The sequence below is a fragment of the Thermosporothrix sp. COM3 genome (assembly GCF_059696735.1).
On sequence record NZ_AP019376.1, the window covers coordinates 3435522 to 3452168 of the forward strand.

Consider the following 16647-nt stretch of genomic DNA (forward strand, 5'->3'; position numbering starts at 1 on the left):
AAAAGGGCCGAGAACCTGATTGGTTGCTCGACCCGGCAGAGATGCTAGCCCAGGGCGTCCACTGCATCAAGCAGTGCATTCTTGTCGGGCAGCTCGCCCGGCGTATGCGTCACTTCGATATGACGAATAACGCCCTCTTTATCGATCACAAATACGGCTCGCTCGGCCATTCCAGCCGGATGACGAACACCGTACAGGTCGGTGACCTTTCCCTGCGGGTAGAAGTCTGAAAGCAGCGGGAAAGTGGTGTTGATCAGCTTTTTCCATGCATCCAGTGCGAAGGTGCTGTCCATGCTGATGCCAACAACCTCGGCCCCATTCTCGCGGAACTTTTCCAACTCGCCCTCATAGGACGGCATCTGGACCGAACACACGCTGCTGAATGCAAAGGGGAAGAAGGCCAGAACGACATTCTTCTTTCCGCGGAAATTGCTCAGCGTCCAATCTTCTTTGGCCTCGGTCTGTAAAGTAAAATCAGGAGCGAGATCGCCCACCTTTAACGTTTTTGTCTCTGTGCGGCTTGCGCTATTCATCGTACCGTTTTTTCGTCCTTTCGTTCACATTGAGAGAAGTCAGGAATAGGCTCAGCGTTTCGCGGTGACTTTCTCCGAACTTCGCTCGTTTCAAGATTGTGTGCTCTCACTCTCAAAGCTGAGTGACAGCGTTTCGCCCGCGATTGTAGCACCCCTGATGCAAATATGTCAAACTGGAGCAATGGAGGATAATTTCGCTCTTGTCTCAACAGGTACATGTACTCAATAAAAGAAATACAGGGAAGCGAAGTGCACTCCAACTCCCGGAATACTTGCAGGTAACCCGGGGGATAACCGCATATATACCGATTCTTTTCACGATTATTGCGATGTTTATCGGCACGTCGTGGCAGATCTTCCTGACCACGAGCGATCCGGCCCGCTACCAGTGCTATACGCTGGCTTTCTGGCTTGGCAGTGACGCAACGAAAATGCTTCCCGCCGATCAATGCCAGTTTCTCCGCAGTCAGCTTCCAGCACCACAGCCGCCGTTCCACATCCTGCCGTTTGAATACCCACCCTTAACGCTGCTTCCCTTTACACTGGCAATGGTTACCCCACTGCCATACTACCAATTAGCGTTTGCCTTTTTGATGTCGCTGGTTGTCCTGCTGCTCTACTGGCTGCTGCTACGCTTCGGCCCACGTGGCTCCTGGATTGCGTTCGTCTCCTACGTCCTGCTTGGAGCAATCGCCACCATGCAGGTACGTTTCGACGTCTTGCCGTCCTTGCTCACGTTTCTCTGTATTCTGGCAGCCGAGCGCAAGCGCTGGACGCTGGCCTACCTTGCGCTGGCCTTCGGCACGCTGCTGAAAATCTACCCGATCTTGCTGCTTCCAGCGCTCTTTATCGCCGAACAACGCTCCTGCGGACACCTGCCCGTGCCCCGAGAAGCCGTCACGCTTCGCACGCTCTGGCAGACGCTCACCACCTGCAAACAATGGCGCTGGAAAAACTGCCTGCTTTTTCTGATCGCGCTGCTTGGAATCACTGGCATCTTTGCGGCCCTGAACTTCGAGGGCGCAGTCATCGACCAACTTCAATACTTTCTGCAACGCCCGATGCAGGTTGAATCCAGCGGGAGCACGCTGCTCTGGCTGGCGCACTTCTTCGGCTTCCCGATCAGCACCAATTATGATTTTGGCTCGATCAACCTGCTCAGCCCGCTCGGGAAAGGGATCTCGAATCTGAGCACTCTGGCGCTGCTGGCAGGCTGTGCCTACGCGCTCTGGCTTCAGTGGCGCGCTAAAATGAACCTGACCCAGACCGCTATTGCGCTGCTTCTGGTCTTCATTGCCACAGGCAAAGTGTTCAGCCCGCAATACCTGATCTGGGTCCTGCCCCTCATCGCCTACGCCTACGCGCTTGACACATTCTGGCTCTTCCACTGGAATGTGATCTCGGTCCTGACAACCTATATCTACATATTCCTGTACAGCCAGACTGCAGACCCGCATCAATACGTCCAGCCGCTGACAATCCCCGGCTTTTTTGAAGTGGTCGGGCTCAGGAACGCCTTCGTTGTCTTTGTCACGCTGGCCTTCCTGTTCAACTGGTGGCAGGTCCGCAGCCCGGTCACGCAAGAAGACAGGCTAGAGGCGTTCGCGTAGATCTTTACGAATCTCATAGGCCAGCTCTGCATCATGCAACAGGGCGGTATCGACACGCTGAAGGAACATCCCCTCGTGGGTATGCGCAAGCGCGTTGAGCCGCCCTTTAAAGGGCACCGTGATCTGTGATTGCCCGATCAACCGTTCACGCCCATGCTCCCACTGCACTTCACCCGCCGCGTTGGCATACACAAGCACAATCTCGTTCTCGAAGGCGCGAGCCACACAGAGCGCGTTTACCATCTCTACCTCTGACTGTGGATTATGGCGCAGGCCAACCCCTGCATCCTCAAAGCACCAGTAACTCGGGCATATCACGATCTCAACACCCTGACGCGCCATCTGCCGAAACCCCTCAGGAAAGTTCAGGTCCCAACAAATCTGCAAGCCCACACGCCCGTAGGCGGTCTCGAAGACCGGGAACTCAGCTCCGGCAGCGATATACGAGCGCTCGGGAAGCCAGAGGTTCACCTTGCGATAGCGCCCCCGAATGGCTCCAGCCCGATCAATATAATAGGTCGTGTTAAAGAGGCCCTGTTCGTCGCCTTCAATGATCGATCCCGGGACAATATCAATGCGGCACCGCGAGGCCAGATCCTGAAAATGGCGACGATACCGGCCCTCTCGATCAACGTACTCAAAGCGCCCGACCACTGGCCCCGTCACAAAATCTTCGGGGAAAACGATAATCTGTGCCCCGGCGTTGACGGCCTGTTGAATGAAGCGTTCAGCCTTCTCAAGATTCACTTCCGGCTGAAACTGTGCGACTTCAAATTGTACAACGGCGAATGTGATCTCCATCAGTGTATACTCCTCCTGAACATAGCAACAGCATAGTCGAAGAGCGAAGCAGTGCGCAAGCCCTCTAGCCATTTCGCTTTGAGCATGCTTTGAGCTTTCTCATCGCCATAGCATATAATGTATGCAGCCAGCACGCGAGAATAATGAGGAGGTTTTTACGCTATGGCTGCATCAACTCAGCATGGTTCACCTCGTTTTCCGACGATCACAGGAGTGTTACCCCCATCCACTCAGGAAGAAATGGACACCGCCGTCAAGGAGCTTCAGCGGCAGAAGGACGTCTGGGTTGCGCTCTCCATTCGAGATCGCATCACGCTCTTAGAGACGCTGCTGACTGATATGGCAGCCATTGCCGAGCGTTGGGTGCATCTCAGTTGTCAGGCGAAAGCGCTTGCGCCAGACCTGCAAGGCGAAGAATGGGCTATCGGTCCCTGGCCGGTGCTGCGAAACTTGCGGCAGCTTCAGCAGTCGCTTCGTGATATCGAGCTGTTTGGGCGCCCACACATTCCCGGCCCGGTGCAGACGCTCCCCAACGGGCAGACAAGCGCTCAGGTATTTCCTTATAGCACATACGATCGCCTTTTCTTCCCCGGCGTGACCGCTGAAATCTGGATGGAGCCGGGCGTTTCCGCTGAAGCACTCCCCGAAACGCAGGCGCTCATCTATCAGCAGAAGCAGCATCCGGGCAAGGTTGCGCTCGTTCTGGGAGCCGGGAACGTCTCGAGCATTGCCCCGACGGATGTGCTCTACAAGCTCTTCGCCGAGGATCAGGTTGTTGTGCTGAAAATGAATCCAGTCAACGCCTACATCGGTCCGCTGATCGAAAAAGGGTTCCGGGTACTGATCGAGCGTGGCTTTCTGCGCGTCACCTATGGCGGAGCCGCCGAAGGAGCCTATCTATGCAATCATCCGGGCGTTGACGAGATTCACATTACGGGTTCAGATAAGACGTTTGAGGCGATCGTCTTTGGGACGGGAGAAGAGGGTGCGCGACGCAAGGCCGAGAATCAGCCGCTCCTTCACAAGCCGATTACAGGCGAGCTCGGGAATGTGAGCCCCGTGATCGTCGTGCCCGGCCCCTGGACAACAGCGGATATCGCCTATCAGGCTGAGCATCTTGTCACCTCGCTGACGACGAACGCCGGCTTTAACTGTAACGCGACACGTGTGATTATTCAGCATGCGGGCTGGAATCAGCGTCAGGAGCTCTTGCAGGCGCTACGAGCCACGTTTGCGAAGGTGCCGCCCCGCACGGCCTTCTACCCGGGAGCCCGCGACCGCTTCCAGAGCTTTCTTCAGGCGCATCCCGACGCCGAGACGCTTGGTTCGGCCAGCGAGCAGCAACTTCCCTGGACGCTGATCCCCGATGTCTATCCGACGAAGGTGAATGATATCTGCTTTACGACCGAGGCATTCTGTGCGCTCAGCTCAGAGACGGCGCTTCCGGCCTCATCGGTCGTCGAGTATCTTGATCGCGCGGTCGAGTTCGCCAACGAAACGCTCTGGGGGACGCTGAACGCCACGATCCTGATTCATCCGCTCTCGTTGAGAGACCCCGAGGTTGCCGCGGCCCTCGATCGCGCTATTGAGCGGCTTCGCTACGGCACGGTGAGCGTCAACTACTGGGCCGCGACCAGCTTCACCCTGGGCGTCACGACGTGGGGCGCCTTCCCGGGCCACACCCTCAACGATGTGCAATCGGGCATTGGTGTCGTACACAATACGCTGCTCTTCTCGCGCCCACAGAAGACTGTCTTGCGAGCGCCCTTCCGCAGCGTTCCTACGCCGCCCTGGTTCGCCACGCGCACGAAGGCCGCAAGCGCACTCTTCCCCAGACTGGCCGACTTCGAGAGGGATCCATCTCCGCTGAAGATTCCCGGTCTCGCGCTCGCCATGCTCAAATGATAACAACCGATTCCTGACCATTGCCGGGAATCAAGCCACAGCAGAGGGCCCACCTTCCCCCTTCAGCGAAGAAAGTGGGCCCCCTTTTATGATCGCCGCTGCCGTTCTTGCTCGACGATCTGTTCGACCTTTGTGATAAAGCAGTGCAAGCCATAGAGCAACATCTGCTCGTTTGGTGAAAGCTGTTCCGGATGTTTTGCAGAGAGCTCTGCCATGCGTTGCTGAGCGACCAGCAGCGTGGTTGCCAGTTCCGTTGAGGTCAGAGTCAGCACGTAGTACTTCTCATAAATTGGTCCAATCTCGTTTGCATGTCCACGCATACGACCCTCCCGCTGTCTTCTGCTTATCCTACGACCTCGAAATAGGTCCGACACACAATTTCTGTCGCGGCTTCCACACCCACCAGGCGTTCAAGCTGCTCCCAGGGCTGTTCGAGGCTCAGGTATTTCTGTTGAATGAAATCATGCCGGGCAACCATTGCGACCCCGCTGAGCCCTTGCTTCATGGCCTCGCATTCCCGCTTGATCTGCTCCCGTAATCGAGCAACCTCACTGTTCATTGTACGCTCGCTCCTCTCGCACTTTCTCCGGGAAGTGATGCAGGAACCCGAGCAGATCGCGCGGATCTATCAGCACCCGTGTGAAGGGAGAAGCCACATCAGAGGCTGTTTCCACCTGAAGGCCACACGGGAACTCGACCCGGCAAAACCTGGTATTTATCCTGTACCGCTCAAAGGACACCTGCGTCTGTGGAGGATACTGAATGGTCACTGTCTTCTCACTATACGTCAGCTCACAGCCACAATGGCGCAGAAACGCCAGTGCTTCTACTGGCAGCCCTTGCGTGACGATTGTCTGTTGTTCCTGTTGCATCTCATACCTATCCTTTCTTTATTGATTCGCTATACCTGACTTTCCAATTCGGCAGTAAAAATTTCTGTTCACGTCTTTCCTGATAGCATCTCCTGCCTCCCTGCTCAATTCTGAGCACTATACTTGTTGACATTTAGAAAACTAAGCTTCTAAGCGAGCCTAAGAAGTGCTCTCCTCTTTACATCGCATAAGTTCACATCAGGAGCACCTCTATTATGAAAGGAAAATTTTACACATCTAAGAGATACAACTGTATAATCCTTTCACACCCTAATGTGTGATGCTTTTACAGCATAAACAGTTTTCTGCTAAAATAGGAATAGCGTTTGTTGCGAAAAGTTGATGTTTGTTGATGTGTTGAGGTGAGATGATGTATAAGTCGAAACCATATGTTAAACTTCGAGAAGAGAGAGAGCGACTTGATTGGACCCAAAGCTATGTTGCTGCCCAGATCGGCACAACAAAAGAGACGGTTAGTAGATGGGAAACAGGCCGCCAGCCTATAAGTTCCCGTTTTCAGCTCAAGCTATGCTCTCTCTTCGGTAAAAGTGCAAAAGAATTGGGGTTCTTAGATAATGACCAGGAGCTTACTTCGATGGATATGCTAAGACGAAAACTGCTGAAATCCTTTGGCGTTATGGCAACTGCACCAGCCTCGGTGGGAGGTGATGATCCTCTTACTCTGTTGGAAAATTCAATGCCAGCGCTTTGGCAGCTCGGGTATAGCGGTTCCCTCGACCTTATTGCTCTGGTTCTTGCTTTTGCTCTTCCCTCGCTGGATTCTCTGGTCCAGGATAAACATTCTGCGGCTATCGCGTCACAAACCTATCAGCTTGATTGGATGTATGCAAATCAAATGCTCAACTTTGGTCGTGCGCTCAAATCAAGCCAGAAGGCGTATGAGTACGCAAAGCTCTCAGGAGATCACAACTTAATGGCTGTTTCTCTCATCAGGAAAGCACACACCTACTATCACTTGAAACAGCCTGCTCGTCAGCTTTCTGTTCAAGAAGAAGTTCTCCCTATGTTGAAGAATACAACACCTTTAGTTCAGAGTTGGCTGTATTTTACAATGGCAGAAGCTCAAGCAAGTCTCAATCAAGAATATGAAGCGAAACAAGCCTTTGAGCTTGCAGAGAAAAAACTTCCTTTATCACTTAAAGATCAAGCAACGAGCGCCTATGCATTGTTCAGCAGAGAATGGATTCTGAAATATCAACTGATGATCTTTCTTCGTCTCAAAGAGGCCAAGCCTGCTCTTGAGATGATCGAGAAACATCGGTTAGAAAAGGGGGCTTCTGATCTTATATGGTGTGAATACCTGAATCGTCGATGTGAAACCATGCTCCTGCTAGGTGATATGGATGAAATGGCACTTACATTTGAGCGAGCTTTGCAGTTTGCGGAGAAAACACAAAGCGAATTACGTCTCAATGAAATCAGTGAGACATATACACAGGCAGCGAAGAAATGGCCGAAAGAGACACGCCTGAAGCAGTTAAGGATGCTATTGCACAGGAGAACGCAGTATGATGATTGAGAGATATGAAGATGGTCGCCCTGATCCCCGAGCAGAAGAAATCCAACGAAACTGGAGGCAGTGGACAGAACAAAACCAGTATCGCTTAAAAGAGAGCCTTCCGGTCATCGAAGGCGATGGGGCGGTTCTTATAGAGGTCTTTGAACAGCAGGAGAAGAGAGAACAGGATCAATACCTCGTTTTTATCCCGCAGATTCCTTATACAAGCGGTGACAGTGAGAAGCTTTTCCTGGTGAATACCGAGGAACAACTTCATTTTCTGCTCGACTCGCTTCCTAAAATGATACGGGTTGGGATCATCCTTGCCCGCGATAAAATGCAGGAACGCCGTTCACTCCTCAATTAAAGGCCAACGGATAGATACATGCTGGAAAGCCAGAGGAATCATATTCGAGGATAGGACTGCAAGGCCGAAAGGTTTGACGTGTCACCCTGCCTTCTCTATAATGAACACAACAACCCAAAGCATAAAATATGCCAATTAGAAGAAAAGGAGCCAGGATGGCAGAGCGAGCAGGGCAACAGCTAGGACACTATACCATCCTTCGTCTGTTAGGCGAGGGCGGGTTTGCCCAGGTCTATCTGGGCGAACACATGTATCTCAAATCGCAGGCTGCAATCAAAGTTCTGCAAACCCGTCTCTCCAGTCCGGACGATATGCAAAACTTCCTCAAAGAAGCGCAGACAATCGCCCGGTTGACTCATCCCAATATCATTCGCGTGCTTGATTTCGGCGTCGAGGACGAAACCCCGTATCTGGTCATGGAATATGCCGCCAATGGCACCCTACGGCAGCGCCATCCTCGGGGCGAACGCGTCCCGCTCCAGAGCGTGGTTTCCTATGTCAAACAGGTTGCCGACGCCCTTCAGTTCGCGCATGACGAGCGCCTGATTCACCGCGACGTCAAGCCAGAAAACATGCTGGTTGGCAGGCGTGATGAGATCCTGCTGAGTGACTTCGGGATCGCCATGATCGCACAGAACTCGCACAGCCAGAAAACGCAGGATGTGATCGGCACCGTCGCCTACATGTCTCCGGAACAGATTCAGGGGCACCCCCGACCGGCCAGCGATCAGTATTCGCTTGCCATTGTCGCTTATGAGTGGCTCACCGGCGATCGGCCCTTCAACGGTTCCTTCACCGAACTATGTACACAGCATATGTTCGCTCGCCCGCCGCTTCTACGCGACAAATTGACCCAGATCTCGCCTCTCGTCGAAAACGTCATCATGAAGGCATTGGAGAAAGACCCCAAGCAGCGCTTCGAGCATATTCGCGACTTCGCGAACGCGCTGGAGGCCGCCAGCCAGGGCCGTTCTCCCTACGAGACACGCCTTGTCTCACCAAACGCAACGCAACAGGGCAATATCACGATGCTTGCGCCCGAAGGGAACGCCCAACAAACCAGCGCCCCTTCAGCGCCCTTTCCAGCCGCACAAACGGCCATGCAACCGGAACAACAGAACCCTTCCGGGCGTGCCATGCCTACGTTTCATGCGGCATCGACCGTCGCCCAGACTCATCAGCCCCTCATTCAGCAGCCGGGGCAGCCACAAACGCCGTCTTCACCGCAATTCGGCCAGACGCCACAGCAGCAAACGCCGTCTTCACCACAATTTGGCCAGACGCCACAGCAGCAGGCACGTGGCTTCAATGTCGGACAGTATCCCGGAGCACAGCCCCATTTCACCCAGACCCAACAGGCACAGCCAGGATATCAGACGCCGTATCAGCAGCCGTTCGGCGCTCCTCAGCAGGGAGCACAGCAGCAATTCGGTACGCCACAGCAACCGTTCGGAGTACAACATCAATCCGGCATGCAACAACCAGGCATGCACCAGCAATTCGGAGCACAGCCGTTCGGAACACCGCATCAGCAGCCGTTCCAGGCCCAACAGCCAGAGCTCCAACAGCGGCCTTCGGCTCCCGACCATCAGGGCTATCGACAGCCATCATCTCCGCAGCATCAGGCCGAAGAGCCCAAAGAGAGTCTTGACGAGTGGCTCGGCCCGCTTGCAAAGGCGAAATGGCGCGTCCTGGGCGCGGTCGTGGGCCTGATTTTGCTCTGTCTGGCCCATCGCTTCCAGATCACCATTTATGGCTACACGTTCCCGGTTGCCGCCGCCATTCCGCTCTTCTTCGGAGCCGCCTTCGGCCCGGGAGCAGGTATTTTCGTCGGCATCGTAGGAGCCTTCCTGAGTCCGCTGTTTGGCGGCGGCATGGGAGCGCTACAAGCAGTGATGGTCAATTATGGCTCGGTGGTCTCAACCAACTGGTGGGTCCCCCTGCTGTACTATGGGCTGGCAGGAGCCGCCGGTGATCTCTCGGTCCTGCTCAAGCCGCGCCGCTATCCAAGCCTGGGCTCATCGTTTCGAGCCTGCCTGCTCGCTATCATCCTGTTCGCGGTCAGTCTTGGTGTGACGCTCTATCAGGCCCAGGAAATAATGATCTTCCCGCAGATCGGTCTTATTCTGCTTGAAAATGTTGGTTTTGCTTTCATCGCGCTTGCCATCTACAGCATCGCGGCCCGACTGATCGACCCATCCTGAAAAAGCAAAAGGGCCAGGGAAGCCTGTTCCCTGACCCTCTTCTTTTGTTTAGCCCTTAACGACAATAATCGGCTTCAGACGCGCAACCAGCTTTGCCAGCCCCGCATCATGTACCACGTTCACCACATTCTGCGCATCCTTATACGCCTGCGGAGCCTCTTCGGACAGCAGGCCCTTACTATGCACGCGCACCGTCACGCCCCGCGCGCTCAACTGGGCCATCAGATCCTTGCTCGTGATCGCCTTCTTGGCAGCCGTGCGGCTCTTCTGGCGGCCAGCTCCATGACAGCATGACCCAAAGCTCTGCTCCATCGAGCCCTCAGCGCCCGCCAGCACGAACGAGTAGCGCCCCATATCGCCCGGGATCAGCACTGGCTGCCCGACAGCGCGATACTTCTCAGGAATCGCTGGATGATGCGGCGGGAACGCACGGGTAGCGCCCTTACGGTGCACACAGACCCGCTTCTTCTCGCCATCAACAACATATTCCTCAATCTTGGCAATATTGTGACACACGTCGTAGACAAGCGGCATCTCCTTCGGACGCGCTCGACGCCCGAACACGCTTGCAAAGGCCTGCCGCACGCCATGCATCAAAAGCTGACGGTTCGCCCAGGCAAAGTTAGCACCGCAGGCCATCGCGCTCAGGTAATCCTTGCCCTCGCGAGACTGCAACGGCAGGCAGGCAAGCTGACGGTCAACCAGCTCAAAGCCCCAATCCTGCTGCTTCTGCTGCGCAAGCTTGATATAATCCTCCGCGATCTGGTGGCCAAATCCCCGGCTCCCGCAGTGAATCGTGATCACGACCTGATTTACCTGCCCGATGCCGAGCACCTTCGCCGCCTCCGAATCATAGATGTGATCGACAACCTGCACCTCACAGAAGTGGTTGCCGCTTCCCAGGCTACCAAGCTGCACCATACCGCGCTGCACCGCCTGCTTGGAGACTGCATCGGGATTTGCGCCCGCCAGGCACCCGTTCTCTTCTGTGGCCTCCAGATCCTCTTCAAGACCGTAGCCCTGAGCAACCGCCCAGGCCGCCCCCTGAACCATCACCTCGCGAATCTCGTGCTGATCCAGCTTCCGCATCCCGGAACCGCCGACGCCAGAGGGCAGCGTGCGAAACAGCTCGTCCGCCAGCTTGTCAACCTGCCCCTTGACCTGATCGCGCACCAGCTCGGTCGCAATCAGACGCACACCGCAATTGATATCAAAACCGATACCCCCGGGCGAGACAACCCCTTGCTCCATATCGGTCGCGGCGACACCACCGACCGGGAAACCATACCCCCAGTGGATATCCGGCATCGCCAGCGAGTGGCCGACAACGCCCGGCAGCGTTGCCACGTTTGCGACCTGCTTCAATGAATTATCATTGCGGATCTGCTCGATCAATACATCATCGGCATACACCATACCCGGAACGTTCATACCATTCATGTAGTTCTGAGGGATGCGCCAGCGATTCTTGTCAACACGCTCTAACGGGATATTCATACGTTCTGTGTTCTCCGTTCTCCTGATAAAGCCAACCGGCTCTTTTCACTGTATCTTCGTTTTATGCCCTCGTATGCGGAAAGAGATTCTTTCTCCCTTTTCTATCCTGATAGCCTGTAAAATCCAGAAAGACTTCTTTTCTCCCATGCAGAAGCCACAAAAAGGGGTTACCCGATCAATAGAGAGTGGATATGCGCCCCTGAGAGTTGACACGTCAGGCTACACAAAAAGTGTCCCGGGAACCGCGCGTGAGCGCTCAACTAGATGTCGAAGATCACTCGTGCCCTGTAACCGCCATCAACGGAAGTTATTGAGGCCTCGTGCCAGGTGACAGCCTTGATCGCGCTACTGAGTTCGTGGCGCTCGGCGTCATAGGGCTCACCCCCGACACGCGCGCGCAACCGTTGCTCGCTGAGTTCGAGAATCTCAACCTCTCGAAAGAGCAAGAATTCCGTATCGAAGAGGAACACCAGCTCGTTCAACCACGCAATGAGCAGGGCGAGCAGGTTCTGTTCCTCAACAATAACCTCGCGGCTGGTCTCAACTCGAAGCTGTTCTGGCGCAATCATCAGACTTTCCATTCCCAGCGCCGCAGCAGCAAACAGCTCCTCTAACGTGCGACCATAGGCATGGATCCCAACATCTGCGGTATGCTCAAAAACTTCATAGGATTGCGTAAATTCAGCCATTACGCCAACCTGAGGGCAGATCGTCGTTTCTGCAAGGAGGGATATAGTTTGGAGGAAAGATATATTGCAAACATGGTGAGCACTGCCCCCTTTCTTTTCCTATGAAGCACGTTTCTTCGTACAAAGCATACAGGATGTTTTGCGATTTGTCAAGCAGATCGGTCCCGCACTATTCAACTTTCTGTCGAATTTCTCCTACCCCAGAATCGCGATGACGAGAATACCGGCAAAGATCAGCAGCGAGCCGATAATTCTGGGCATGCCAAACCCCTCACCCAGAAAGCGCCAGCCCATAAACGCGCCAAACACAATGCTGACCTCTCGAACCGAACCGGCATAGCTCACCTGTCCGAAAGAGTAGGCGAACAGGACAGCGCCATAGGTCAGCAGCGAGAGCAGGCCAACCAGAACGATACGGAACCAGTTCACCTTCAGTTCGAGCAGCGCCGGGCGCGCTCCATAGCGCCAGAGAATAAATGGCGCGGCAAAGATTGCCGAAAGCGCAAAGATCCAGAGCACATACGGCAAGGGATCAGCGATCCGGACAGCAGCACCATCGATAGCACTATAAATGGAGATACAAAGCGCAGTTAACAACGCGACAGCAATCGCGGGGAAGCTGAGCTTCGAGAACGAGAACTCACGGAGCGAAGAACCAATGCCGACAATAATAAGACCGATGACCAGAAGCCCGATCCCGAGCAGTCCCGTTGCCTTTGGCGTCTCAGATAAAAAAAGAGCGCTCCACAGCGTCAGTAGCGCCGGAGCGGCTCCCCGAGCGATCGGATAGACCTGCGAGAAATCTCCCAGCTTATATGCCCAGGCCAGCGATATATAGTAGAGCGCCTCGACAACCGCGCTACAGATCAGCAGCGGCCAGGCCTGCGCGGGTACCGGTGGCAAAAATGGCAAACAGACCAGGCAGACGACGGTACATAACAGGGCCCACATGAGAAATAATTGCTTGTTCTTCGCCTGCTTTAACAACAGATTCCAGCAGGCATGAAACGCTGCCGCTCCCACAACAAGACCCAACGAAAGCAGTGACACAGCCCATCACATCCTTTCCAGGTGCAGTGCAACGTATCTCGACAGTATATGGAGAAGAGTGATTCACTCCTTCTGTCGTTGTTTGCGAAATACAGTCCATAAAAAAAAGCGTTTCTCCGGAGCCAGCAAAGCAAGCAACCGGAGAAACTATTGTATCAGTTTTTGCTCATCTATAAAAGAGCGAATTAACGGGAGTGTGCCCAGAATTCGAGCAGGTCACTTTTGGTCACGATGCCCTCAAGCAGCCCGTTCGCCATCACCGCAACCGCGACATGCCCCATCGTAAAGAGCGTGTATGCCTCACGGGCGGGCGCGTTGGCCTCAAGCGTCGGGAAAGGCGGGCCCTGTACCTGACCAACAGTCGTTTCTTCCAGCGGCTCACCGCTTGCCAGCCGCTTCAACAGCCGGTCCTCGGTCAGGCTGCCAACCATCGTCCCATGCTCCATAACCGGCGTCTGGCTGATGCCATAGCGGCGCAGCAGCTCAACCGCGTTTGCAATCGAATCATTCGGGGCCACACTGACCACCAGCGGCATATTCCCCATATGTTGCCGGCGATAGGTGAGCACATCATACATCGTCGGCTGCTCGCTCTCGGCCTGCACCAGCAGGTTATTCTCGCGCATCCAGGTATCGTTAAACTGCTTGCTCAGGTAGCCGCGACCGGTATCGGGCAGCAACACCACCAGCACATCATCTTTCGTCAGGCGTCGCGCATAGGTCAGAGCCGCCGCAAGCGCCGTACCCGCTGAGCCACCAACAAGAATGCCCTCCTCACGCGCCAGCCGTCGCGCCCAGTAGAACGAGGTCCGATCATCGATTCGGATCACCTCATCCACCAGTTCGGGGTGATAGTTCCGCGGGAACATATCCATGCCGATGCCCTCAACCTTATAGGGTCCGGGTTCATCGCCCGAATAGACGGAGCCCGGGGGATCAGCCCCGATAATCTTCACATTCGGATTCTGCTCTTTGAGGTAGCGCGCTACGCCCGTAATCGTGCCACCCGTCCCGATACCGGCCACAAACGCCGTCAGTTTGCCCGCGGTATCCCGCCAGATCTCAGGCCCGGTTGTTCGATAATGGGCCTCGGGGTTCGCTGGATTCGAGTACTGATCGGGACAGACCGCCCCGGGAATCTCTTTCGCCAGCCGATACGCCACATTTTTATAGTATTCGGGTGAATCATGCGTTACATTGCTCGGGCAGATCACTATTTCCGCACCATAGGCACGGAGCAGGCTTCGCTTCTCTTCGCTCACCTTATCCGTCATGACAAAAATACAGTGATAGCCCTTGAGCGCTGCCGCAATCGCCAGGCCATGCCCGGTGTTCCCGCTCGTCGGCTCAACAATGGTACCGCCCGGGCGCAGCAGGCCTTTCTGCTCACAATACTCTATCATGGCGGGTCCAATCCGATCCTTTACACTACCGCCAGGATTGAAAAACTCGACTTTTGCCAGCACAAGGGGAGGAACATCGGCAGCAACACGCCGCAAGCGGATCAGCGGCGTATTCCCGATCGTCTCAAGGATCGAATTGCGATACCTCATCTCGCCGGGCACTGTCTCTTTCATCTCGTTCACGTTCTTAGAACACTCCTCTCACCAGGATCGTGACTGTCCCGAAAAAACGCAAAGACCAACCAGCCGGGAAGCCGCCTTCCCGCCCGGCTGCCGCATTACGGGATCATTCTTTTTCGTGCTATTCAGTATAGCACACGAGCGCCGGAATAACACAAAATGGTTCTTTATTGCAGAGTCTATTTGCCAGCATAGATCGACTACGCTTTTTCGTCTTTTAGCGAGAAAAAATGCAGCCCTCCAATCCTCAGCAGCATGCAGCAAAAATGAGCCTCTACGCCTTGCACGCCTGCTCGAAGGCAGTCGCGAAGGCGCGAATAGAGGCAAAACGCCGCATGGGATCTTTCGCCAGCGCGATCTGAAGCACCTCATCTACAGCCTCAGGAAGCAGGGGCATGTGCTCGAGCAGCGAGGGTGGCTGCTTCTTAAGATGCGCCTCGCTGAGCGCTTGCAGCGTGTCGTCAAAGGGGTGAGCGCCGCTGAGCCACTCATACAGCAGCAGTGCCAGCATATACTGATCGCTCGCGGGCAGCCGCCAGCCACGCAGGAGCTCAGGGGCCGTGTAACGGAGAAAGAGCGGGTGTATGACATCACCAAAATGCAGGCGAAAGAGATACTCACGCAGACCAAAATCACTCAGAATCAGGTCATTCCCGGCATGAACAAGGATATTCTCGGGACGTAACGACGCATATACAGCGCCGAGCGAATGCAGATAGTGCAGAGGTTGCGCTATCTGTTGCACATAGTGGCGCACCAGTTCGAGCGGGAGAATAGCCCCGGGATGGTGTCGCTCGCGCAAGCTGCCAGCCGGAAGATACTCGGACGTGTAGTACAGGCACCCGGAGACCTCACCGATGTCAAACAGCCCCTGTATCTGCGGATGCTCAATTCCCGCCAGCCAGTTCAGCAGATGCAGAGCGCCATTCAAGCGCCCCCGGCCAGGCGGGGCAAGCAGCGAGATCTGGACCAGGGTATGTGTAGAAACATCTTCCGCCAGATAGCGGGCGCATCCCACATACTCATCAAGCAGGCGAAGCAATCGGTAATTTCCGATCATGCGCACAGAAGCAGGCATCTCCGTCTCCTGACAATGATTATGTCGTTCAACCAGTCCGCAGCAAGCGCGGGAATCTCCTGCACACATTCGACCCGATCAGCTTCGCCCACCCGGCTTCTCAGCTTCTCGGTTTGTGAAGCACCCCATGCATAAATGCAGGGGCTTCTACAGCTACCCCACGGGGGATAACTGTGGGACACTTCCTGCCCCTTTTAATTTACGGTAGCGGATGAGTATGTTAAGTGCCGCATTGTGGTCACGGTCCAGTTCACACCCACAATGCGGACAAGAGTGCCAGCGGACACTCAAATCCTTCTTCACCACACACCCGCATGATGAGCAGACTTGGGAGGTATCTTTGGGTGCCACTTTGACGACGGTACAGCCAGCTTCTTCCGCTTTGCTTGCACAGAGAGCAACAAAGGCACTCCATCCTGCATCCAAGATGCTCTTGTTTAAGCCACCCTTTGCGGCAGCTCCGTTTGGTAAATACTTTCCATCCTCGTCCTGCTTTGGTTTTGGACGTTTGGTCATCTTGTCGACTTGGAGGTCTTCGAACACCACAACCGCATTCTCGTTGACGAGCTTTCTTGACTGCTTGTGCAGAAAGTCTCTTCTTCGGTTGCGGACTTTCCGGTAGAGTCGAGAAAGTTCCTTCTTCGCACGGTTTCGCCGATGACTTCCCTTCTTCCTGCGTGCAATCTTCTTGTGTGCTGCTTGGATCTTCTCTTCCTCATTGCGGTAGTACCTGGGGTTCTCGATGAACGTTCCATCTGAGAGAGCAGCAAAAGAGTTTATTCCTAGATCAACACCTACTTCTCTGGTTGTGGGATGGAAGGCCATGGAGGGATCAAATTCGTATTCAGTCGTGAAGTAGGATAGGCGGCAAGCGCGTTGCTCATATGAGTACGTTTCCAACCGCCCTCCCCCGAACTTGGCTTGCATGTTTCCATGCAC

At 54.8% G+C, this 16647-nt stretch carries 16 protein-coding genes; 5 read left to right on the forward strand and 11 right to left on the reverse strand.

What is annotated here, in order from left to right; all coding sequences use genetic code 11:
• Window positions 1-44 precede the first annotated feature (44 nt).
• Window positions 45-533, reverse strand: a complete 489-nt coding sequence (locus tag KTH_RS14615) for a peroxiredoxin (RefSeq protein ID WP_111325960.1) — start codon at window positions 531-533, stop codon at window positions 45-47.
• A 200-nt stretch (window positions 534-733) separates the two neighbouring features.
• On the opposite strand from KTH_RS14615, the gene KTH_RS14620 reads away from it, so the two are divergent.
• Entirely contained in the window at window positions 734-2143 is a 1410-nt protein-coding gene (locus tag KTH_RS14620) for a glycosyltransferase family protein (protein ID WP_111325961.1), read from the forward strand.
• Here the strand turns inward: KTH_RS14620 and KTH_RS14625 are convergent.
• Window positions 2126-2944 carry a carbon-nitrogen hydrolase family protein gene (locus tag KTH_RS14625; RefSeq protein WP_170142971.1) on the reverse strand — a complete coding sequence of 273 codons (819 nt, stop codon included), beginning with the start codon at window positions 2942-2944 and terminating at the stop codon, window positions 2126-2128. The genes KTH_RS14620 and KTH_RS14625 overlap by 18 nt on opposite strands.
• A 162-nt stretch (window positions 2945-3106) precedes the next feature.
• Here KTH_RS14625 and KTH_RS14630 point away from each other — a divergent pair, with 162 nt between their 5' ends.
• Window positions 3107-4849, forward strand: a complete 1743-nt coding sequence (locus KTH_RS14630) for an aldehyde dehydrogenase family protein (RefSeq protein ID WP_111325963.1) — start codon at window positions 3107-3109, stop codon at window positions 4847-4849.
• An 86-nt stretch (window positions 4850-4935) separates the two neighbouring features.
• Here the strand turns inward: KTH_RS14630 and KTH_RS14635 are convergent, their stop codons facing one another.
• From KTH_RS14635 to KTH_RS14645, 3 genes are read right to left on the reverse strand one after another with little or no spacing between them, the layout of a single operon-like run.
• The gene (locus KTH_RS14635; RefSeq protein WP_111325964.1) at window positions 4936-5169 is read right to left on the reverse strand and encodes a hypothetical protein; all 234 of its coding nucleotides are present in this window, start codon (window positions 5167-5169) and stop codon (window positions 4936-4938) included.
• Window positions 5170-5192: 23 nt separating this feature from the next.
• Entirely contained in the window at window positions 5193-5408 is a 216-nt protein-coding gene (locus KTH_RS14640) for a hypothetical protein (protein WP_111325965.1), read from the reverse strand.
• A complete protein-coding gene (locus tag KTH_RS14645) occupies window positions 5398-5721 on the reverse strand; it encodes a hypothetical protein (RefSeq protein WP_111325966.1) in 324 nt (107 codons plus the stop codon). Before KTH_RS14645 ends, KTH_RS14640 begins: the two co-directional genes overlap by 11 nt.
• 367 nt (window positions 5722-6088) lie before the next feature.
• Here KTH_RS14645 and KTH_RS14650 point away from each other — a divergent pair, with 367 nt between their 5' ends.
• From KTH_RS14650 to KTH_RS14660, 3 genes are all read left to right on the forward strand, one after another.
• Window positions 6089-7261, forward strand: a complete 1173-nt coding sequence (locus tag KTH_RS14650) for a helix-turn-helix transcriptional regulator (protein WP_111325967.1) — start codon at window positions 6089-6091, stop codon at window positions 7259-7261.
• Entirely contained in the window at window positions 7251-7607 is a 357-nt protein-coding gene (locus KTH_RS14655) for a hypothetical protein (RefSeq protein WP_111325968.1), read from the forward strand. The genes KTH_RS14650 and KTH_RS14655 overlap by 11 nt, the downstream gene beginning before the upstream one ends.
• Before the next feature lie 155 nt (window positions 7608-7762).
• Window positions 7763-9811 carry a serine/threonine protein kinase gene (locus KTH_RS14660; RefSeq protein ID WP_170142972.1) on the forward strand — a complete coding sequence of 683 codons (2049 nt, stop codon included), beginning with the start codon at window positions 7763-7765 and terminating at the stop codon, window positions 9809-9811.
• Window positions 9812-9859: 48 nt separating this feature from the next.
• Here the strand turns inward: KTH_RS14660 and KTH_RS14665 are convergent, their stop codons facing one another.
• The 6 genes from KTH_RS14665 to KTH_RS14690 form a co-directional block, all read right to left on the reverse strand.
• Window positions 9860-11308: an RtcB family protein gene (locus KTH_RS14665; protein ID WP_111325970.1), complete on the reverse strand. Its 1449-nt coding sequence runs from the start codon at window positions 11306-11308 to the stop codon at window positions 9860-9862.
• A gap of 260 nt (window positions 11309-11568) precedes the next feature.
• Window positions 11569-11997 carry an archease gene (locus KTH_RS14670; RefSeq protein ID WP_111325971.1) on the reverse strand — a complete coding sequence of 143 codons (429 nt, stop codon included), beginning with the start codon at window positions 11995-11997 and terminating at the stop codon, window positions 11569-11571.
• Between the two features lie 195 nt (window positions 11998-12192).
• Window positions 12193-13047, reverse strand: coding sequence for an EamA family transporter (locus KTH_RS14675; protein ID WP_111325972.1), 855 nt, complete (start codon window positions 13045-13047; stop codon window positions 12193-12195).
• Between the two features lie 185 nt (window positions 13048-13232).
• Window positions 13233-14600 (reverse strand): cystathionine beta-synthase, encoded by a 1368-nt coding sequence (locus KTH_RS14680; protein ID WP_111325974.1) that lies wholly within the window; start codon window positions 14598-14600, stop codon window positions 13233-13235.
• A 304-nt stretch (window positions 14601-14904) separates the two neighbouring features.
• Window positions 14905-15708, reverse strand: coding sequence for a serine/threonine protein kinase (locus tag KTH_RS14685; RefSeq protein ID WP_170142973.1), 804 nt, complete (start codon window positions 15706-15708; stop codon window positions 14905-14907).
• A 153-nt stretch (window positions 15709-15861) separates the two neighbouring features.
• Window positions 15862-16635: an RNA-guided endonuclease InsQ/TnpB family protein gene (locus KTH_RS14690; protein WP_497619646.1), complete on the reverse strand. Its 774-nt coding sequence runs from the start codon at window positions 16633-16635 to the stop codon at window positions 15862-15864.
• Window positions 16636-16647 lie beyond the last annotated feature (12 nt).